The following is a 19,314-nucleotide window of genomic DNA, read 5'->3' on the forward strand; positions in this document are numbered from 1 at the left end:
AAGAGCCCAAGGAACGCCGTTCGAGGGCGATTTGGGGCGGTACGTGATCGGGGCGGGGGTCCCCTCGGGTCCCCCTGCCTACGACCGGTCCTTCAACATCCCCGCCATCAGGCCGATTTCCGACTTCTGCGAGGCGACCATGCCCGCCGCGAGCCGCTTCTCCACCCCGACCCCGCAGCGCTCGACGCACCCCTCGCCCATATGGACACCGCCCTTGTGGTGCGCGGTCATCAGCCGGAGGTACAGCACCTCGGCCCGCTTGCCGTTCGCCTTGCGGAGCTCGTCGAGCTGTGTGTTCGTGGCCATGCCCGGCATCAGTGCGCCGTCCTGTCCCGGCGGCATGTCACCCATGCCCATCCAGGACATCGGCGGCTTCGCGGACACCTTCGGCAGCCCCCACAGATCGAGCCAGCCGAGCAGCATGCCCCGCTGGTTGGCCTGCGTCTGCGCGATGTCGTAGGCGAGGCGGCGCACCTCCTCGTCATCGGTGCGGTCGCGCACGATGTACGACATCTCGACGGCCTGCTGATGGTGGACCGCCATGTCCCGCGCGAACCCGGCGTCGGCGGACTCGGCGCCCGGCACCCGAACGGCCGACGAACCGCCGCCGTCCCCGTCGGCGACCGCGTACGTGACCGCCCCGGCCGCGACGAGCACCGCCGCCACGGCCGGCGCGATCCAGGCCGCGCGCCTCACTGGGACAGGCCGTTGGTGCAGGCGGCACCCGGCTCGGGGGTCTGCTTGCCCTGGACGAACGTCGAGAAGAACGAGGCCACGTCCGGGTCGGTGGCGCTCTTCACGGTCCGCTGGTGACCCCAGGCGCTCAGCATGATCGGGTCCTTCTGGTCCTGGTCCGGGCTCATCAGCGAGTACGGCGTCTGGCGGACCTTCGCCGCGAGCTTCTGCACGTCGCCCGGGTCGGCCTTGTCCGTGTACGTCACCCAGACCGCGCCGTGCTCCAGGGCGTGCACCGCGTTCTCGTTCGGGATCGGCTTCTTGTAGACGTCGCCGTTGCAGTTCATCCAGACCTGGTTGTGGTCCCCGCCCACCGGCGGCGTCATCGGGTACGTCACCTTCTTCGCGACGTGGTTGCGGGCCAGCTTCCCCGTCCAGGTCTTCACACCGTCCGAGCCGGTCTTGAACGACCCGGCCGCCGACTTCGCGTCCGTCCCGCCCTTCGAGTCGTCACCCTTCATGAGGGCCCACGCCCCGAATCCGGCGAGGCACACGACGACGACGGCGCTCACCACGATCACGAGGACACGGCGCAGGCGCTCGCGGGAGCGTTCGGCGCGGCGCATCTCCTCTATCCGGGCCTTGCGCGTCGCGGAGCCGGTGTTCTTGGCGGAACCCATGGTGAGTCCTTCTGGGAAAGGGACGGGACGGCTGAACGGGTCCGCTGATCGTAGTGGGGAGCGGGGGGCCGTTGCCATGCCGTGTAGCCGGTGCTCCGCGCGGCAGGGACTATGGGACGAGGGGCCCCAGCAGGCACTATGGGCACGGAGTCGTATACATCTGCCGTTCGCACGATGTGTCGGGCCCGGGTCGGCCAGTCGATCAAGGTCGGCAACGCGCACGAAACGGTGATGTGGTGGGATGCTCAGGAGCCTGCCGACGGTGTCCCGCAGGGCGCGGACGCAGGCGGCCTGACCAGCAAGGATGGGTGGAATCGGAAGATGGACAAGCAGCAGGAATTCGTGCTCCGGACGCTCGAGGAGCGGGATATCCGGTTCGTCCGCCTGTGGTTCACGGATGTCCTCGGCTTCCTGAAGTCGGTGGCCGTGGCCCCGGCGGAGCTGGAGCAGGCCTTCGACGAGGGCATCGGCTTCGACGGCTCCGCGATCGAGGGCTTCGCCCGCGTATACGAATCGGACATGATCGCCAAGCCGGACCCGTCGACCTTCCAGGTGCTGCCCTGGCGCGCCGAGGCCCCCGGCACCGCGCGCATGTTCTGCGACATCCTGATGCCCGACGGCTCCCCGTCGTTCGCGGACCCGCGCTACGTGCTGAAGCGGGCCCTGGCCAAGACCTCGGACCTGGGCTTCACCTTCTACACCCACCCCGAGATCGAGTTCTTCCTCCTCAAGGACAAGCCGCTCGACGGCTCGCGGCCCACCCCCGCCGACAACTCCGGCTACTTCGACCACACCCCGCAGAACGTCGGCATGGACTTCCGCCGCCAGGCGATCACCATGCTCGAATCCATGGGCATCTCGGTCGAGTTCAGCCACCACGAGGGCGCCCCCGGCCAGCAGGAGATCGACCTGCGGTACGCCGACGCGCTCTCCACGGCCGACAACATCATGACGTTCCGCCTCGTCATGAAGCAGGTGGCTCTTGAGCAGGGCGTGCAGGCCACCTTCATGCCGAAGCCGTTCTCCGACTACCCCGGCTCCGGCATGCACACGCACCTCTCCCTCTTCGAGGGCGACCGCAACGCGTTCTACGAGTCCGGCTCCGAGTACCAGCTGTCCAAGGTCGGCCGCTCCTTCATCGCCGGCCTGCTCAAGCACGCCGCCGAGATCTCCGCCGTCACCAACCAGTGGGTCAACTCCTACAAGCGCATCTGGGGCGGCGGCGGCCGCACCGCCGGCGCCGGCGGCGAGGCCCCCTCGTACATCTGCTGGGGCCACAACAACCGCTCGGCCCTGATCCGCGTCCCGATGTACAAGCCCGGCAAGACCGGCTCAGCGCGCGTCGAGGTCCGCTCGATCGACTCGGGCGCGAACCCGTACCTGACGTACGCCGTGCTGCTCGCCGCCGGACTCAAGGGCATCGAGGAGGGCTACGAGCTCCCGCCGGGCGCCGACGACGACGTGTGGGCCCTGTCCGACGCCGAGCGCCGCGCCATGGGCATCGAGCCGCTGCCGCAGAACCTCGGCGAGGCCATCGCCCTCATGGAACGCAGCGAACTCGTCGCCGAGACACTGGGCGAGCACGTGTACGACTTCTTCCTGCGCAACAAGAAGCAGGAGTGGGAGGAGTACCGCTCCGAGGTGACCGCGTTCGAACTGCGGAAGAACCTGCCGGTGCTGTAAGGGCAGGCCAGAGCGGTTTCGTGCCGCGTCGAGCCTCTGGGGCCGTTGGTCTATGACCGGCGGCCCCGTCGCGTGCGTCGGGGGCTGGGCCGTCTGTGGGCCGTGGGCCGTCGGATCGGCCCACCGGACAGGCCTCCTGGATCACTTAAGCGGCACAGGGGTAACCGGACCAGGGCCTCAGCTGCGTGCTCCGAGGCTTGGCCAGGGACGCCCATCGGGAGGTGTCGGAGTGGCTGAGGTCGCACGACTCCTGCTCGTACTGCGTGACGTCCACATCGCCGAGCAGCGCGCGGGCCTGCGGCACTGTTCGCTGCCACGCTTCGAGGGGCTCGGCTGGGATCGGCCCGCTGCCTTCGGCCGCGGCCTCGGCTCCTGAGCTCATGGGAGAAGTCCCGGCAAGCGGTCACGTTCAGCGCAGTCCGGCTGGCAGATCACCGTGGCGGACCAAAGGATGTGCTGTGACGGTCGTGGACGCTCTTGGCTGCTCAGCCGTCGCACTCATCATGACGGCCCCCAAGAGTCGACCGGCCTGGAGGAAGAATGTCCCGAACTCTCCCTGAGCTTCTGCCAGGCGACGTCCCCGCATCCCCACGCCGTAGCGCACGGCGCCAGTGGCTTGACCGGTTGAGCGTCATCCTGGCGGCATTCTCCATCGCCCTCCTGTCCGCCACGGCTCCTCGCGCCTTTGCAGCGCCGCACAAAGACCTGCGCAGTGATCGCCTCTATGTCGTCAACGGCGGCTCGGGCACCGTGTCGGTGATCGACACCAGGACCAACGCGTTCGTCGGCCCCCCGATCCACGTCGGCAAAGGCCCCGCCGGGGTGGCCGTCGACAGTGTCCGCGGTCGCGCCTACGTGACCAACTCCGGCTCGGGCACCGTGTCGGTGATCGACACCAGGACCAAAACCGTCGTGGGCTCCCCGATCCACGTCGGCAAAGGCCCCGCCGGGGTGGCCGTCGACGGCGTCCGCGGTCGCGCCTACGTCGTGAACGCCCACTCGGGCACCGTGTCGGTGATCGACACCAAGACCAAAACCGTCGTGGGCTCCCCGATCCGCGTCGGCAAAGGCCCCGCCGGGGTGGCCGTCGACAGCGTCCGCGGTCGCGCCTACGTGACCAACTCCCTCTCGGGCACCGTGTCGGTGATCGACACCAAGACCAAAACCGTCGTGGGCTCCCCGATCCGCGTCGGCAAAGGCCCCGCCGGGGTGGCCATCGACGGCGTCCGCGGTCGCGCCTACGTGGTCAACGCCCACTCGTACGCCGTGTCGGTGATCGACACCAACACCAACAAGGTCGTCGGGCCCTTGATCCCCGTCGGCAACCTCTCCCTCGGGGTGGCCATGGACAGCCTCCGAGGCCGCGCCTACGTGACCAACTCCGACTCGAACACCGTGTCGCTGATCAACACCAGGACCAAAGCGGTCGTCGGCTCCCCGATCCCCGTCCGCTACGGCCCCGCCTGGGTGGCCACCGACGCCCTCCGCGGTCGCGCCTACGTGACCAACTCCGGCTCGGACAGCGTGTCGGTGATCGACACCAGGACCAACGCGGTCGTGGGCTCCCCGATCCCCGTTGGCAACGCCCCCGCCGGGGTGGCATTGGGGAAGTCGCTCCGGCCTCCGAATCACTGACCCTTCAAGGTCGGAGTCGGACGCCAAAGGGCACCTCCTTGAAAGCCACACCCGACGCCCCTGGGTGGGCCAACCATACGAAGGGCTCGCCCGGTCCCGCAGACAATGTAGGGAACCTTGATGATTAGGGACAGCTCTACTGCGGCAGGCGTTGACCTACATGACAGTTTTGCCGCTGTACATGCTTTCCACGGTCCTGCGGCATCGTAGGTCGCGGAAGAACCTGCCGGTGCTGTAAGGCACTTGGGTCCGAGGGGCGGGGCGCGTCACGCGTCCCGCCCCTTTGGCGTTGTGCCGGTCGCTACCGTGGTCGGGGAGCGAGAAGGGAGCGCATCATGGCCGAGCCGCTCAAGACCCTCGTCGACGGGGTCGAGGTCGAGGTGCCCAACAGCATCCCCGCCATCCGCGACGCCCTGCCGGAGCACCGGCGTGACGAGTTCGACCGGGAGATCAACGCGGCCGGGGTGCACGAGATCCACGCCGTGATGCGGCACTGGATGCTGGAGGCCGTGCCCGACCCGGCCGCCGACGCCATCATGGACCGGCTCGCCCGCGAGGAAGCGGAGAGGGCCGGAGCCGAGTGAGCCACCGTCATCGCCGCCGCCACCGCATCTCGTACGCGCCGCCCGCCGACGACACCCTCGCGAAGATGGCGGGACCCGTGCCGTTCAGGGCGGAGCTGGAACACACCCTCGGCGTCGACCCGTACGGGCACGGGTCCCTCCCCATCGGCCGGTGGGCGGACCGCAGGGAGGCGACCGTGCGCGGCGTCATCGTCCGGTACTACGTCTCCGGGTCGATCCTGGTCGTGACGGTGGTGCGGCTGATCCCGGAGCCGTGAGCCGGGTCAGCCGTGAGCCGGGTCAGCCGTCAGCCGGCGTGTGCTGGTCGCGCAGCAGCTCGTGCAGCGGCTGCGTGGCGCGCCGGCGGTACTCCTGGATAGCCCAGCCGTTGCCGTCCGGGTCGGTGAAGTACATGAACGTGCCGCCGTCGTCCGGGGCGTACTGCTGGGGCTCCGAGACGTCGAGGCCGCGCGCCGTCAGCTCCGCGTGGGCCGCCTTGATGTCCGCCACCACCAGCTGCAGGCCGTGGTACGTGCCCGGCTGCGGGGTGCCCGTGGGGTTCGGGACGCCCTCGGCGAGCGTCACCGAACAGCCGGAGCCGGGCGGGGTGAGCTGGACGATCCGGACGCCCGGCATCACCTCGCGGTCCACGTCGACGCCGAATCCGACCTTGTTCGCGTAGAAGTCCTTCGCCCGGTCCAGGTCCGAGACGGGCAGCTGAATCACTTCGAGGGTCATGTCCATGGGCCTCAGCCTTGCGGGTCGCGGACCCGCCTGCCACCTGTATGTGCGGATCCGGATCGCGAGCGGTCACAGGTACGCCGGTGACACCGCGGCCTTCGTGAGGCGGTGCGGAGCGCCTGTGCCGTCTGCCGGGACGGTGTAGAGGTCCGCGCCGTAGTCGCCCGGCAGCGCGTACGTGAGCGTGTGCGCGTCGCTCCAGACCGCCTGGTCGTCGACGCTGCGCGTCTCCGCCAGGGGCGTCTCGTGGAGCGTGCGCAGGTCGAGTACGTACAGCCGCCAAGGGGCGTCCGCAGAAAGGCCCTTCACGCGCTTCTTGTACGCGATGCGGGTGCCGTCGGGGGAGAGGGACGGGCACTCGACGTTCTGGTGGACGGTGGTCAGCGTGCGGGTGCGCAGATCGCCCTGTACGAGGTAGGTCTTCCCGTGCGTCGCGAGCGTCGCGTAGAAGTGGCGGTCGTCCGCCGCGAACGTGATGCCCCAGAAGTTGATGTCCGCCGCGCGGTAGGTCCGGCCGTCCTTGACGACCCGGAAGTCCTCGAGCGTCGGCGTGAGGTGCCCCGTGCGGGTGTCGACGATCGCCGCCCGCGTAGAGAAGTTCGTGCCCGCGTAACTGTCGCCGCCCACGAACACCGTCCACGCCGCGTAGCGCCCGCTCGGCGACACGCGGGCGCGGGACGGGATGCCCGGCAGCGCGTAGTGGGCCTTCTCCTTGAGCCGTGCGTCCAGGACGCGCGCGGTGTACGTGTCCTGCATCGCGCCCCGTTCGGCCCGCAGGCAGACGGCCGTGCCCGAAGCGGCGTAGAAACGCAGGCACTTGACGCCCGACGCGGTGCGGGGCGCGTCCGGTCGGCCCGCCGGGACCGTGGTGAGCTCGTCCCGGTGGGGGCCCCACGCCATGTTGCGGAAGACGAGGTGGCGGGGGACGTCGGAGGCCCCGGCCGGCAGGGTCACCCGGCCCGCCGTGACCATCGGGCCGCCCGCGTGCGCCTCGTTCCTGCGGTCGGCGCGCGCTGCCGCGTGCCAGACCGAGGCCGTCGCGACGGCCGCCAGGGCGATGACCGCGGCGACGAGGACGAGCAGCCTGTTACGTGTCGTCATGCGGGTACTACCTCCGCGGGGGTGGGGGCCGTGGGCCGGAAGGCGTACGCCACCGCCGCGCCCGCCGCCAGCGCGACCGTGGCCGCGCCCAGAGCCGTGCGGTCGCCCCACGCCGTCCAGGCGGCGCCGAAGCCGATCGAGCAGACGAAGCGCGCCAGCGCCTGGCCGGTCTGGACGACGGCGAGCCCCGACGAGCGCAGCTCCTGGGGGATGGCGGTGGAGGCCGCCGCCATCAGGACGCCGTCCGTCGCCGCGTAGAAGCAGCCGTGCAGCGCCAGGACCGCGTACGGCAGGGCGGTGCCGTGCCACGGCGAGAGCAGCAGGCCGTACGCGGCGAGGAGCGCGGCGTGGCCGGCGAGGAACACGCGCCAGCTGCCGAGGCGGTCCGCGAGCCGGCCCAGGGGCGCGGCCAGGAGCAGGAACGCGGCCGCCGTGCCCAGGGGGAGCAGCGCGAACCACTGGTCGGGGACACCGAGGCGGCGCTGGAGGAGCAGGTAGATGAAGGAGTCGCTGACCGTGGCGAGGCCGAGGAGCAGGGCGCAGACCGTGGTGCGGCGCACTTCGCGGCGGCGCAGGAGAGCGAGCGCGGACCGGAGGGTGGGGCGCGCGGGTGCGGGGCGGCTGTCCTTGGTGGTCTCCTGTGCGGGTGCGGGGCGGCTGTCCTCGGCGGTCACCTGCTCGGCTTCGTGGCGGCGGGGGACGAAGAGCAGCAGGACCAGTACGCCCAATACCGCGACGCAGAAGCTGACGGTGAAGACGGCGTCGTAGCCGTCCGTCGTCGCGCGCAGGATCAGGAAGGCCGCGAGAGGGCCGAGGAGGGCGCCCGTCGTGTCCATCGCCCGGTGCACGCCGAAGGCCCTGCCGCGGGTGGCCGGGGTGCTGCTCAGGGAGATCAGGGCGTCCCGCGGCGCCGTGCGCAGGCCCTTCCCGGTGCGGTCGGCCGCCAGGACCATGCCGATCGTGGGGAGCGTGGCGGCCAGCAGCAGCAGGGGCTTGCAGAGCGCCGAGAGCCCGTAGCCGAACAGGGCGACGGTCTTGTGGCGGCCGCCTCCGCGGTCCGCGAAGTGGCCGCCGACGAGGCGCACCAGCGCCGAGAAGCCGTTGTAGACGCCGTCCAGGAGGCCGAAGCCGAGGGGGGAGAGGCCGAGTCCCGCGACGAGGTAGAGCGGCAGGACCGCCGTGACCATCTCGGACGAGACGTCGGTGATCAGGCTGACCGAGCCGAGGGCCAGGACCGTGGGGGCGATCGCGGTGCCGCGCCGCCCGGCCGGTGGCCGGGCGGCGGGTTCCGCGGACGCCGCGGCGCGGCTGTCCGCTACGTACATGTCAGGACGTCCAGATGCCCGTGATGTCCTTGCCCGACGCCGCGTTGCCCGCGTGCGGGAGGCCGTGCATGTCCTCGATCGTGCGCAGGACGTCGTAGTGGTTGTAGGTGGTCGACGAGGTCGAGCCCGCGGTGACCTGCTGGCCGTAGAGGACCGTCGGGATCTTGTTGCCGGCCAGGCGGTTGTCCTCGTCGAAGGTGACGACGAGGAGGCTGTTGTGCGTCTTCGCCCAGGTCGCGTAGGCGGAGAGGTTGTTCTTCAGCCAGGTGTCACCGGTCGACACCGAGCAGTCGTGCATGTCGCTGCACAGGTCGGGAACCACGAAGGAGACCTGGGGGAGCGTCGAGTAGTCCGAGGGGAACTGCGCGAACGTCTTCGCCGTGGAGGTGGGGACGTTGCTGAACCCGAACCACGGGTTGTGCTTGCGGGCGTAGTCGCCGGACGAGCAGGTGGTCGAACCCTGGCTCGGCAGGCCCTCGTTGTAGCTGCCCCAGGTCTTGCCGGCCGTGATCAGCTCGGAGGCCAGGTTGGGCTGCGAGGAGAAGCCCGGCGTGTAGCAGCTGTCGTCCGTGATGCCCTGGGTGGCGCCGGAGAACAGCGCGAAGTAGTTCGGCTGGCTCGGGTGCGTCAGCGCGTACGAGGCCGAGAGGCTGGCGCCGTTCGTCTTGAGGCTGTTGATGTAGGGGGCGCTGGAGGAGCCGATCACCTGGTTGTAGGCGTGGTTCTCGAAGACCACGACCACGGTGTGGTCCGGGGTGGGGACGCCCGCCGCGGCCTGCGCGGACGAGCCGCCCACGCCGGACCAGAGCGCGACCGCGGCGGCGGTCAGGGCGAAGGCCGACGCGAGCGCCGCGGTGCGGCCACGTCGGAACAGTGATCTGCCAAGCACGTGAGACCTCCGGTGGGGGGAGAGACGGCGGCGGTGCGGCTAGAGCATGCACACGCCAAGATGCCCCTGTCCCACGCACATGTGAAGGGCGGGTGAACCCTCAGCGCTCCGAGAGCGGGGCCGGCGCCTGCTGCACCGTCCACCCGTTGCCGTCCGGGTCGGCGAAGAACATGAACGAGTTCCAGACGTCGCCGGGCCCGTCCTCCCAGCCCTTGGCCCCCACGTGCTGCACCGGGCTCACGTCCACGCCCCGCTCCAGCAGCTCGGCCCGCGCGGCGTCGATGTCCGTCACGCACATCTGGATGCCGGTCAGCGAGCCCGGCTGCATCGGCCGCTGCCCCGGCGCGCCCGGCAGGCCCTGCTCCAGGGCGATCGAACAGCGCGACCCGGGCGGCGTCAGCTGCACGATGCGGACGCCCTCCGTGACGACCTGGTCCACGTCGACCTTGAAGTCGAGTTGCTTCGCGTAGAAGTCCTTCGCCCGGTCGACGTCCGTGACGGGCACGACGACCACTTCGAGGGTCCATTCCATGGGTGCTCCCTTTCCGGCTGCGGTTTTCGACTGCGTTCTCGGACGAGAGTGTGTGCCGGCTGCGCGAAGCGCCGGCGCCCGTCCGGCCGTACCGTGTGCCGGCCGTGCACTTGGGCCAGGGGGTGCGCGTTCGTCATGAGCCGCCTCCCGCTCTCCCGATGCTCCCGTCAAAGGGCAGACCCCGCACGCGGGCGGAACTCACCGGCGAAGCCCTGGGGACTGTCCGGCGGATCATGCAGGCGAGCGGGGTCTGTTTCCGGCAACCTGAAACCGGCCTGATCCGCCGGACAGGCTCTAGGCTCTGGACCAGTGCGTGATCGAACAGGAGGCCGTGCGATGTCGGTGCCGCAAGGGCGCAGGAGCAGTACGTTCACGCGGCTGCTGCGGCACGGTTTCACGGATCCCTCCGCCGCCGAGCGGCTCCTCGACGTGCCGGGCCTCTCCGCCGTGCGCTCCGACCCGCTGCTCCTGGACGCCCTCGGCGCCACCGCCGACCCGGATCTGGCCCTCCTCGGGCTCGTCCGGCTCGTCGAGGCGCAGGCCGGTGACCCCGAGCGCCGGGAGCTCCTCGACACGCTCATCACGGCCAAGCCCCTGCGCGACCGGCTCCTCGGTGTCCTCGGCGCGTCCGAGGCGCTCGCCGACCATCTGGCCCGGCACCCGCTGGACTGGCAGGCCCTCGTCACCTACGAGCCGTCCGACCTGCACCCCGGTGTGGCGGAGTTCGAGCGGGGCCTCGCGGACGCCGTCGACCCGAACTCCCTGCGGGTCGCCTACCGGCGCTGCCTCCTGTCGATCGCCGCCCGTGACGTGTGCGGGACGACCGACATCGCCCAGACCGCCGCCGAACTCGCCGACCTGGCCACGGCCACCCTGCGCGCGGCCCTCGCCATGGCGCAGGCGGACGCGCCGGGGGACGCCGCGCTGTGCCGGCTCGCAGTCGTCGCGATGGGCAAGTGCGGCGGCCACGAACTCAACTACGTCTCCGACGTGGACGTCATCTTCGTCGGCGAGGCCGTCGAGGGCGCCGACGAGGGCAAGGCGATCCAGGCCGCGACCCGGCTCGCCTCGCACATGATGCGGATCTGCTCCGACACGACCGTCGAAGGCACGATCTGGCCCGTCGACGCCAACCTGCGTCCCGAGGGGCGCAACGGCCCCCTCGTGCGGACGCTCTCCTCGCATCTCGCCTACTACCAGCGGTGGGCCAAGACCTGGGAGTTCCAGGCGCTGCTCAAGGCGCGGCCCGTCGCCGGTGACCTCGAACTCGGCGACGCGTACGTCAGGACGCTCTCGCCCCTCGTCTGGCAGGCCGCCGAGCGCGAGAACTTCGTGCCCGACGTGCAGAAGATGCGCAAGCGCGTCGTCGAGAACATCCCCGCCGGTGAGGTCGACCGGGAGCTGAAGCTGGGGCCCGGCGGACTCCGGGACGTCGAATTCGCCGTACAGCTCCTGCAGTTGGTGCACGGCAGGGCCGACCTCTCGCTGCGCAGCGGCACCACCCTGGACGCGCTGGCCGCCCTCGCCGACGGCGGGTACGTGGGGCGGGTCGACGCCGTCCAGCTCGACGACGCCTACCGCTTCCTGCGCACCCTCGAACACCGCATCCAGCTCTACAGGTTGAGGCGTACGCACCTCGTCCCCGAGGGCGACGCGGACCTGCGGCGCACCGGACGCTCCATGGGCATGCGGACCGAGCCGATCACCGAACTCCACCGGGCCTGGCGCCGCCACACCTCGGTCGTGCGGCGCCTGCACGAGAAGCTCTTCTACCGGCCGCTGCTCGACGCCGTGGCCCAACTCGCCTCCGGCGAGACCAGGTTGAGCACCGAGGCGGCACGCGAACGGCTCGTCGCCCTCGGCTACCACGACCCCACTGCCGCGCTGAGGCACCTGGAGGCGCTGGCGTCCGGCGTGACCCGCAAGGCGGCGATCCAGCGGACGCTGCTCCCGGTGCTCCTCGGCTGGTTCGCCGACTCCGCCGACCCGGACGCCGGGCTGCTCAACTTCCGCAAGGTGTCCGACGCGCTGGGCAAGACGCCCTGGTACCTGCGGCTGCTGCGGGACGAGGGCGCGGCCGCGGAGAACCTCGCGCGCGTGCTCTCGGCCGGCCGGCTCGCGCCCGATCTGCTGATGCGCGCGCCGGAGGCCGTCGCCCTGCTCGGCGACCAGCGGGGCCTCGAACCGCGCGGGCACGCCCAGCTGGAGCAGGAGGTGCTCGCCGCGGTCGGGCGCGCGGGCGGCGCCGAGCAGGCCGTCGCCGCGGCCCGCGGCGTGCGGCGGCGTGAGCTGTTCCGTACGTCGGCCGCCGACATCATCGCCTCGTACGGCACCGAGGACACGCCCGCCGAGGCCGACCAGGGCGCCCTGGTGGACCGGGTCGGCGGCGCGCTCTCCGACATCACGGCCGCGACCCTCGCCGGGACGCTGCGGGCCGTCGTGCGCGAGGGGTGGGGGGACGAGCTGCCCACCCGGTTCGCCGTCATCGCCATGGGGCGGTTCGGCGGGCACGAGCTCGGCTACGGGTCGGACGCCGACGTGCTGTTCGTGCACGAGCCGCGCGAGGGCGTCGACGACCAGGAGGCGGCGAAGGCCGCGAACCGCGTCGTGTCCGAGATGCGGCGGCTGCTCGCCCTGCCGAGCGCGGATCCGCCGCTCCTCATCGACGCGGACCTGCGGCCCGAGGGCAAGTCGGGGCCGGTCGTGCGCAGCCTCAAGTCCTACGAGGCGTACTACCGGCGGTGGTCCCTGGTGTGGGAGTCGCAGGCGCTCCTGCGGGCCGAACCGGTCGCGGGCGACCTGGACCTGGGCCGGCGTTTCATCGACCTCGTCGACCCGCTGCGGTTCCCCGCCGAGGGGCTCGGGGAGGACGCCGTGCGCGAGATCCGGCGGCTCAAGGCGCGTATGGAGTCCGAGCGGCTGCCGCGCGGCGCGGACCCGACGCTGCACACGAAGCTGGGCCGCGGCGGGCTCTCCGACGTCGAGTGGACGGTCCAGCTCCTCCAGCTCCAGCACGGGTGGGTGGAGCCGGGCCTGCGCACGACCCGCACCCGGGAGGCGCTCGCCGCGGCGTGCGCGGCGGAGCTGATCCCGGGCGAGGAGGCGGCGATCCTCGACGAGGCATGGATCCTCGCGTCCCGCGTGCGCGGCGCGGTCATGCTGGTGCGCGGCCGTCCGGGCGACACGTTCCCGTCCGACGGGCGTGAGCTCGCGGCGGTGGGACGGTACTTGGGCTACGACCCCGGCCACGTCGGCGACATGCTGGAGGACTATCGCCGCATGACGCGCCGGGCGCGCGCGGTGATGGAGGAGCGCTTCTACGGGGCGTAGCCCCCGCGGGTCACCTCCGCAGCGTGGACACGTGGGCGAGGAACCCGGTCAGCGCCAGTTCGAACGCCGCGTCGGCGCGGCCCGCGCCCATCGCGGCCAGGGCCGCCGCCAGGCGCGGCGTCGCCGTCTCGTCGGCCAGCTCCCACATCGCCTCCGGCGCCGCCATGTCCAGGGCGGAGCCGAGTACGACGTTCTCCAGGCCGATGATCACCGGCATCACGTCCGGCAGGGCGAACCCGGCGTCCAGCAGGACCCCGGCCGCGAGCTCGTACTGGTCGAGGACGCGCTGGGCCCGCACGGGTGACGTCGTGAGCAGCGGGATCGCCTTGGGGTGGGCGGCGAAGGCGGCCCGGTAGGAGCGGGCCCAGTCCGCGAGCGCCTCGGCCCACGGCCGCTCGTCGCGGGCGAGCGTCGCGGGGTCGATCGCGGCGGCGACCCGCTCGCGCAGCAGCTCCACGATCCCGTCCCGGCCGTCCACATGGTGATACACGGATCCCGTCTGGACCCCGAGCCGTTTCGCGATCCGCGGAACGCTGAAGTCGCCTTTCTCGTCGACGAGTTCGAGTGCGGTCGTGGTGATCCGCTCCCTGTCCAGCAGTGGCTTGCTCGGCCGTCCCATCGTGCGCTCTCCGAATCTGAGGTCTTCCCGAATGCCCAACGGGAGGCTACATTGCCGAAACCGAAAGCCTTTAGGTTTCGCTTCCCGGCCACCGGGGCGACGCCTCCGGGACCCCCGTCCCCCGCCGCCAGAAGGGCTTCCCTCCCCATGCCCGTAACCTCACCGCAGACGCAGGACAGCGCGACCGCGACCGCCGCGGAGCCCACCCTGCGCGCCGGCACCCTCGGCACCGCCGACATCGCCTTCTTCGTCGTCTCCGCCGCCGCCCCGCTCACCGTCATGGCGGGCGTCGCCCCGTTCGCCATCGCGCTCGGCGGCATCGGCGCCCCCGTCGGCTACCTCCTCGCCGGCCTGACGCTCGCCGTCTTCGCCGTCGGCTTCACCACGATGAGCCGCCACGTCCGCAGCGCCGGCGCCTTCTACGCGTACATCACGCGCGGCCTCGGCCGCTCCGTCGGCATCGGCGCCGCCCTGCTGGCCATGGTCGGCTACAACGGCATGGAGATCGGCGTCTACGGCCTGCTCGGCACCGCCACGCAGGACACCCTGCACGCCCTCTTCGGCATCGACATCCCCTGGCTGCCCGTGTCCCTCGCGGGGCTCGTGCTCATCTGGTACGGCGGCTTCCGGTCCATCGACTTCGGGGCCAAACTCCTCGGCGTCCTGCTCTGCGCCGAGACCGGCATCCTCGTCCTGCTCGCGGGCGGCGTGCTCCTCAAGGGCGGCGCGCACGGCCTGTCTGCCGCGTCCTTCGCGCCGGGCAACGTGCTCGTCCCGGGCACCGCCGCCGTACTGGCCTTCGCCTTCGCCGCGTTCACCGGCTTCGAGTCGACCGTCATCTACCGCCGCGAGGCCCGCGACCCCGGCCGCACGGTGCGCCGCGCGACCTACATCGCGGTCGCCTTCCTCGGCCTGTTCTACGCGTTCATCGTCTGGACCGTCATCCAGGCCTTCGGCGACGCCCACGTCGTCCAGGCGGCCGGCAGCGACCCGGCCGGCCTGTTCTTCTCCGCCATCACCACCTTCGTGGGCGGCTGGGCGGCCGACCTGATGCACATCCTCATCGTGACCAGCGTCCTCGCCTCGCTCCTCGCCTTCCACAACGCGATCAACCGCTACGGGCTCGCGCTCGCCGAGGAGGGCGTCCTGCCGAAGGTGTTCGGCACGGTCCACGCCAAGCACCGCTCCCCGTACCTCGCGGGCGTCGCGCAGACCGTGCTCGGCGCGGCCGTCGTCCTCGCCTTCTGGGCCGCGGGTGCCGACCCGTACGCGCAGCTGCTCCTGTGGGTGAACACCCCCGGCATGATCGGCCTGATGGCGCTCCAGCTGCTCGCCGCGATCGCCGTGCCGTTCTACTTCCGCCGCATCACCCACGAGGAGGGCGTGCTGCGCACGGTCGTCGCGCCGATCGCGGCGACGGTGCTCCTCAGCATCGCCATCGTGCTGGTCTGCACCCACCTCGACCTCTTCACGGGTGCGTCCTCCCTGGTCAACATGATCCTCATGGCCGTGGCCCCCGCCGTCTTCGTCCTCGGCATCGGCCTCGCCCGGCGCCTGCGCCGCACCAAGCCCGACGTGTACGAGCGCTTCGCGGCGGAACCGTCCGCCGACGCGTAGGCCGCAGAGCCCGCCCCTACGGAACACAGCCCCACCCCGAACGGAGTTCACCCCCATGCCCGCAGCCGACCTCCTCCTCACCGGCGCCCGCGTCCGCACCCTCGACCCCGCGCTCCCCGAGGCGACCGCCGTGGCCGTCCGCGACGGTCTGATCGCCGCCGTGGGCGCCACCGAGGACGTCGTACGCGACTGGAGCGGACCGAGCACGGAACGCGTCGACCTCACGGGCGCGACCCTCGTGCCCGGCCTGGTGGACGCGCACAGCCACCCGGTGTGGGGCCTGGAGATGGCGACCGGAACGGATCTGTCCGGCGTACAGAACCTGGACGAGCTGCGGGCGGCCCTGCGCTCGGCGCCCCGCGTCGACGGCTGGGTCGTCGCCTGGGGGCTCGACCACAACGCGTTCGGCGGCCGCGCCGTCGACCGCGCCCTGATCGAGGACGTCCTCGACGGCGCTCCCGCCTTCGTCCGCCTCTACGACGGGCACTCCGCGCTGGCCAGCGGGGCCGCGCTCGCGGCGGCCGGGATCACCGGGCCGCGCGAGTTCGTCCAGCGCGCCGAGATCGTCTGCGACGCGGACGGCCGCCCGACCGGGCACCTCGTCGAGCACGCCGCGATGGACCTGATGCTCGCCGTCATGCCGAGGCCCTCGTTCGCCGAGCGCCGCGCCGGGCTGCTCGCCCTGCTGTCCGACATGGCCGCCACGGGCCTGACCGGCGCCCACGTCATGGACCTCGGCCACGGTGACGTCCCGCAGCTGCTCGCCTCGGTCGAGGAGGAGGCCGTGCTGCCGCTGCGGCTGCGGCTCGCGCCCTGGTGCATGCCGGGCGTCGACAAGGCCGGCCTGGACGAGCTGATCGCCGTCCAGCGCGAGGCCGGGCGGCACTGGCGGGTCGGCGGGGTCAAGTTCTTCATGGACGGCACCGTCGAGGGCGGCACCGCGTGGCTGGAGCACGCGGACTGCCACGGCCAGGGCACCGACGCGTTCTGGCCGGACCCGAAGGCGTACGCGGACGCGGTGCGGTACCTGCACGCGGCGGGCGTCGGCACCGCGACCCACGCGATCGGGGACGCGGCCGTCCGGCACGTCCTGGACACCGTCGAATCCCTGGGCGAGAGCGGCCGGGGCGTGCACCGGATCGAGCACATCGAGACGGTCCCCGACGACACGATCCCGCGGTTCGCCGCGCTGGGCGTCGCCGCGTCGATGCAACCGCCGCACACCGCGTACACCCGCGGCGACCACGGCGACGAGTGGTCGAAGCGGCTCGGCACGGACCGGGCCTCGCGTGCCTGGCGCATCAGGGACCTGCGCGACGCGGGCGCCGTGCTCGCGCTGGGCTCGGACTGGCCGATCGCGCACTACGACGTGCGCCGGGTCCTGTCCATGGCCCGGGTCCCCGAGGGCGCCGCCGGGCCCGGGCAGGGGCTCACGGGGCTCATGGCGCTGGAGGGCTGCACGTCACACGCGGCGCTGGCCGCCGGTGAGGACGCCGGGCGTATCGCCCCCGGTCTGCGGGCCGACCTCACGGCGTTCGGTATCGACCCGGTCGAGGCCCCGGCCGACGAGGTGGCCGAGGCGCCGGTCCGCCTGACGGCGGTCGGCGGTCACGTCACGTACCGGGGGGCCTGACCCCGGACGTGGCGAGCGCCGGCACGAGGCGCGGCATGGTGTAGGGCAGCGCCCCGTACCAGAGCCGCGCCACCGTGAAGCCGAACGCGAGGCACACCATGCCGCCCACCGCGTCCAGCCAGAAGTGGTTCGCGGTCGAGACGATGACGACCAGGGTCAGTGCCGGGTACAGGAGTCCGAGGATCCGCACCCACGGCACCGAGGCCAGGGCGAAGATCGTCAGGCCGCACCACAGGGACCAGCCGATGTGCATGGACGGCATCGCCGCGTACTGGTTCGACATGTGTTTCAGGTCGCCGGACGCCATCGAGCCCCAGGTGTGGTGGACCGCGACCGTGTCGACGAAGTGGCCGCCGTTCATCAGCCGGGGCGGGGCGAGCGGGTACAGGTAGTAGCCGACCAGGGCGACCGCCGTCGTCGCGAAGAGCGCCATCCGGGCCGCCGCGTAGCGGCCCGGATGGCAGCGGAACAGCCAGACGAGCACACCGAGCGTGACGATGAAGTGCAGTGTCGCGTAGTAGTAGTTCATGCCGACGATGAGCCATGTCACCGAATTCACGGCGTGGTTGACGCTCTGCTCGACGGCGATGGAGAGATGGTGCTCCATGCGCCAGATCCAGTCGGCGTTCCTCAGAGCCTGCGACCGTTGCTCCGGAACGGCGTTGCGGATCAGGGAGTACGTCCAGTAGCTCACCGCGATCAGCAGGATCTCGAACCAGAGCCTGGGGCGACGCGGTGCGCGTATACGGCCGAGGAGTCCCCGCCCATCGCGGCGGTCATCCGCCATGGGTGAGGTGGTGGGCCCCTGTTGGCCTTCCAGTGTCGTCACGGTCGATTCACCCATAGAGACAGAGTCTGCCAGATACCGACCCCTCGCTCGATCATCCCCCGGGTGGGTCATCCACGCACGCTCTACGTCCTGCGGAGGACCGATTACCTAGGGGGTGTCTGACGACTCCCCGCGGCGTCGCGGGGAACCGTCAGACACCCCCTGGGCGCGCCAGACGGTCCCCTGGGGCCGAAGCGGTTGAACCGCGGACCACCAGTTCGGGCATGAAGACGAATTCGCTGTGCGGCGCGGGCGTCCCGCCGATCTCCTCGAGGAGCGTGCGGACGGCCGCCTGGCCCATCGCCGGGACCGGCTTGCGCACCGTGGTCAGGGGCGGGTCCGTGAAGGCGATCAGCGGGGAGTCGTCGAAACCGACCACCGAGACGTCGGACGGGACGTCGAGGCCCCGCTGCCGTGCCGCCCTTATGGCACCGAGGGCCATCATGTCGCTGGCACACACGATCGCCGTGCAGTCCCGCTCGATGAGCGCCGTGGCCGCGGCCTGGCCGCCCTCCAGCGTGTACAGCGAGTGCTGCACCAGATCGCGCTCGATCTCCTCCGGGGACAGGGGCAGGAGGTCCTGCATCGTGCGTACGAACCCCTCGATCTTCCGCTGGACCGGAACGAACCGCTTCGGGCCCAGGGCGAGCCCGATCCGCGTATGGCCCAGCGAGACGAGGTGGGTGACGGCGAGCTGCATCGCGGCCCGGTCGTCCGGCGAGATGAAAGGTGCCTGCACCTTCGGCGAGAAGCCGTCGACCAGCACGAACGGCACGCCCTGCGCGCGCAGCTGCTCGTAGCGCTGCATGTCCGCCGAGGTGTCGGCGTGCAGCCCGGAGACGAAGATGATGCCGGAGACGCCCCGGTCGACGAGCATCTCCGTGAGCTCGTCCTCGGTGGAGCCGCCGGGGGTCTGCGTGGCGAGGACCGGGGTGTAGCCCTGGCGGGTCAGTGCCTGGCCGATGACCTGGGCGAGCGCCGGGAATATGGGGTTCTCCAGCTCCGGCGTGATCAGGCCGACCAGTCCGGCGGAGCGCTGGCGCAGCCGCACGGGCCGCTCGTAGCCGAGGACGTCGAGGGCGGCAAGCACGGACTGGCGGGTGGCAGCGGCCACCCCCGGCTTGCCGTTGAGCACCCGGCTGACCGTCGCCTCGCTGACCCCCGCCTGCGCTGCGATGTCGGCCAGTCGCGCGGTCACGGGATGGGACTGTACCGGTCGTGCGTCGGACTGCCCACCGTCAACCGGTCGCCGCGTGCGGGCAGTTGAACGGCCCGCTGCGGACTGCTGCGTCATGGCGCTCCCTCGTCTGACTGGCATGTGGCTCGCGTGGGGCCCATGGGGTTCCGATGATCCCCGCGCCGGCCCGGTGTAGCAAGAGCTTGCAGATTCTTGCACAAGGCATCCGTGGCCTGTCAGACCCGTCAACGCGCCCGCACGCTCCGGAGTGCAGGTCACGGACCG

Annotated in this window: 18 protein-coding genes; 8 read left to right on the forward strand and 10 right to left on the reverse strand. The window is 71.5% G+C overall.

The features are described 5' to 3' along the window. Window positions 1-78: 78 nt before the first annotated feature. A complete protein-coding gene (locus OHA58_RS25880) occupies window positions 79-696 on the reverse strand; it encodes a DUF305 domain-containing protein (RefSeq protein ID WP_405481704.1) in 618 nt (205 codons plus the stop codon). Then, window positions 693-1,355, reverse strand: coding sequence for a DUF3105 domain-containing protein (locus OHA58_RS25885; RefSeq protein WP_405481705.1), 663 nt, complete (start codon window positions 1,353-1,355; stop codon window positions 693-695). The genes OHA58_RS25880 and OHA58_RS25885 overlap by 4 nt, the downstream gene beginning before the upstream one ends. A gap of 321 nt (window positions 1,356-1,676) precedes the next feature. Here OHA58_RS25885 and OHA58_RS25890 point away from each other — a divergent pair, with 321 nt between their 5' ends. The 5 genes from OHA58_RS25890 to OHA58_RS25910 all read left to right on the forward strand — a co-directional run bounded on the left by OHA58_RS25890 (window position 1,677) and on the right by OHA58_RS25910 (window position 5,514). Next, window positions 1,677-3,038, forward strand: coding sequence for a glutamine synthetase family protein (locus tag OHA58_RS25890; RefSeq protein ID WP_389475805.1), 1,362 nt, complete (start codon window positions 1,677-1,679; stop codon window positions 3,036-3,038). 229 nt (window positions 3,039-3,267) lie between these two features. Beyond that, window positions 3,268-3,414, forward strand: coding sequence for a hypothetical protein (locus OHA58_RS25895; RefSeq protein WP_405481707.1), 147 nt, complete (start codon window positions 3,268-3,270; stop codon window positions 3,412-3,414). 248 nt (window positions 3,415-3,662) lie between these two features. Beyond that, complete coding sequence (locus OHA58_RS25900; protein WP_405481708.1) at window positions 3,663-4,673, forward strand: YncE family protein; 1,011 nt, start codon at window positions 3,663-3,665, stop codon at window positions 4,671-4,673. A gap of 335 nt (window positions 4,674-5,008) precedes the next feature. Then, window positions 5,009-5,257 (forward strand): hypothetical protein, encoded by a 249-nt coding sequence (locus OHA58_RS25905; protein WP_405481709.1) that lies wholly within the window; start codon window positions 5,009-5,011, stop codon window positions 5,255-5,257. 65 nt (window positions 5,258-5,322) lie between these two features. Continuing rightward, window positions 5,323-5,514, forward strand: coding sequence for a hypothetical protein (locus OHA58_RS25910; protein ID WP_405485187.1), 192 nt, complete (start codon window positions 5,323-5,325; stop codon window positions 5,512-5,514). 22 nt (window positions 5,515-5,536) lie between these two features. Here the strand turns inward: OHA58_RS25910 and OHA58_RS25915 are convergent, their stop codons facing one another. The 5 genes from OHA58_RS25915 to OHA58_RS25935 all read right to left on the reverse strand — a co-directional run bounded on the left by OHA58_RS25915 (window position 5,537) and on the right by OHA58_RS25935 (window position 9,824). Beyond that, the gene (locus tag OHA58_RS25915) at window positions 5,537-5,980 is read right to left on the reverse strand and encodes a VOC family protein (RefSeq protein ID WP_405481711.1); all 444 of its coding nucleotides are present in this window, start codon (window positions 5,978-5,980) and stop codon (window positions 5,537-5,539) included. Window positions 5,981-6,046: 66 nt separating this feature from the next. After that, window positions 6,047-7,078 carry a TolB family protein gene (locus OHA58_RS25920; RefSeq protein ID WP_405481712.1) on the reverse strand — a complete coding sequence of 344 codons (1,032 nt, stop codon included), beginning with the start codon at window positions 7,076-7,078 and terminating at the stop codon, window positions 6,047-6,049. Beyond that, a complete protein-coding gene (locus tag OHA58_RS25925) occupies window positions 7,075-8,403 on the reverse strand; it encodes an MFS transporter (RefSeq protein WP_405481713.1) in 1,329 nt (442 codons plus the stop codon). The genes OHA58_RS25920 and OHA58_RS25925 overlap by 4 nt, the downstream gene beginning before the upstream one ends. Before the next feature lies 1 nt (window position 8,404). Then, window positions 8,405-9,292: an alkaline phosphatase family protein gene (locus OHA58_RS25930; protein ID WP_405481715.1), complete on the reverse strand. Its 888-nt coding sequence runs from the start codon at window positions 9,290-9,292 to the stop codon at window positions 8,405-8,407. A 100-nt stretch (window positions 9,293-9,392) separates the two neighbouring features. Beyond that, complete coding sequence (locus OHA58_RS25935; protein WP_405481716.1) at window positions 9,393-9,824, reverse strand: VOC family protein; 432 nt, start codon at window positions 9,822-9,824, stop codon at window positions 9,393-9,395. Window positions 9,825-10,160: 336 nt separating this feature from the next. On the opposite strand from OHA58_RS25935, the gene OHA58_RS25940 reads away from it, so the two are divergent. Beyond that, on the forward strand, window positions 10,161-13,154 hold the full coding sequence (locus OHA58_RS25940; RefSeq protein ID WP_405481718.1) for a bifunctional [glutamine synthetase] adenylyltransferase/[glutamine synthetase]-adenylyl-L-tyrosine phosphorylase: 2,994 nt from the start codon (window positions 10,161-10,163) through the stop codon (window positions 13,152-13,154). 10 nt (window positions 13,155-13,164) lie between these two features. Here the strand turns inward: OHA58_RS25940 and OHA58_RS25945 are convergent, their stop codons facing one another. Then, window positions 13,165-13,773: a TetR/AcrR family transcriptional regulator gene (locus tag OHA58_RS25945; protein WP_405481719.1), complete on the reverse strand. Its 609-nt coding sequence runs from the start codon at window positions 13,771-13,773 to the stop codon at window positions 13,165-13,167. 147 nt (window positions 13,774-13,920) lie between these two features. Between OHA58_RS25945 and OHA58_RS25950 the strand changes: the two genes are divergently transcribed. Together OHA58_RS25950 and OHA58_RS25955 are read left to right on the forward strand one after the other, a co-directional pair. Further along, window positions 13,921-15,390: an APC family permease gene (locus OHA58_RS25950; RefSeq protein WP_405481720.1), complete on the forward strand. Its 1,470-nt coding sequence runs from the start codon at window positions 13,921-13,923 to the stop codon at window positions 15,388-15,390. Window positions 15,391-15,445: 55 nt separating this feature from the next. After that, window positions 15,446-17,023 carry an amidohydrolase gene (locus OHA58_RS25955; protein ID WP_405481721.1) on the forward strand — a complete coding sequence of 526 codons (1,578 nt, stop codon included), beginning with the start codon at window positions 15,446-15,448 and terminating at the stop codon, window positions 17,021-17,023. On the opposite strand, the gene OHA58_RS25960 is transcribed toward OHA58_RS25955, so the two are convergent. Then, on the reverse strand, window positions 17,004-17,867 hold the full coding sequence (locus tag OHA58_RS25960) for a phosphatase PAP2 family protein (protein ID WP_405481722.1): 864 nt from the start codon (window positions 17,865-17,867) through the stop codon (window positions 17,004-17,006). The genes OHA58_RS25955 and OHA58_RS25960 overlap by 20 nt on opposite strands. A 136-nt stretch (window positions 17,868-18,003) precedes the next feature. Further along, window positions 18,004-19,050, reverse strand: coding sequence for a LacI family DNA-binding transcriptional regulator (locus OHA58_RS25965; RefSeq protein ID WP_405481723.1), 1,047 nt, complete (start codon window positions 19,048-19,050; stop codon window positions 18,004-18,006). Between the last annotated feature and the right edge of the window lie 264 nt (window positions 19,051-19,314).

This window comes from Streptomyces sp. NBC_00009 (assembly GCF_045040855.1).
GTDB classification, from domain to species: Bacteria; Actinomycetota; Actinomycetes; order Streptomycetales; family Streptomycetaceae; genus Streptomyces; species Streptomyces aureus.

Bases quoted from the DNA above. Each gene is read 5' to 3' on its own strand.
- OHA58_RS25960 (WP_405481722.1), bottom strand. From the start codon at position 17,867: ATGGGTGAATCGACCGTGACGACACTGGAAGGCCAACAGGGGCCCACC.
- OHA58_RS25910 (WP_405485187.1), top strand. From the start codon at position 5,323: ATGGCGGGACCCGTGCCGTTCAGGGCGGAGCTGGAACACACCCTCGGC.
- OHA58_RS25940 (WP_405481718.1), top strand. From the start codon at position 10,161: ATGTCGGTGCCGCAAGGGCGCAGGAGCAGTACGTTCACGCGGCTGCTG.
- OHA58_RS25935 (WP_405481716.1), bottom strand. From the start codon at position 9,824: ATGGAATGGACCCTCGAAGTGGTCGTCGTGCCCGTCACGGACGTCGAC.
- OHA58_RS25885 (WP_405481705.1), bottom strand. From the start codon at position 1,355: ATGGGTTCCGCCAAGAACACCGGCTCCGCGACGCGCAAGGCCCGGATA.
- OHA58_RS25950 (WP_405481720.1), top strand. From the start codon at position 13,921: ATGCCCGTAACCTCACCGCAGACGCAGGACAGCGCGACCGCGACCGCC.
- OHA58_RS25945 (WP_405481719.1), bottom strand. From the start codon at position 13,773: ATGGGACGGCCGAGCAAGCCACTGCTGGACAGGGAGCGGATCACCACG.
- OHA58_RS25925 (WP_405481713.1), bottom strand. From the start codon at position 8,403: ATGTACGTAGCGGACAGCCGCGCCGCGGCGTCCGCGGAACCCGCCGCC.
- OHA58_RS25890 (WP_389475805.1), top strand. From the start codon at position 1,677: ATGGACAAGCAGCAGGAATTCGTGCTCCGGACGCTCGAGGAGCGGGAT.
- OHA58_RS25915 (WP_405481711.1), bottom strand. From the start codon at position 5,980: ATGGACATGACCCTCGAAGTGATTCAGCTGCCCGTCTCGGACCTGGAC.
- OHA58_RS25955 (WP_405481721.1), top strand. From the start codon at position 15,446: ATGCCCGCAGCCGACCTCCTCCTCACCGGCGCCCGCGTCCGCACCCTC.
- OHA58_RS25920 (WP_405481712.1), bottom strand. From the start codon at position 7,078: ATGACGACACGTAACAGGCTGCTCGTCCTCGTCGCCGCGGTCATCGCC.
- OHA58_RS25905 (WP_405481709.1), top strand. From the start codon at position 5,009: ATGGCCGAGCCGCTCAAGACCCTCGTCGACGGGGTCGAGGTCGAGGTG.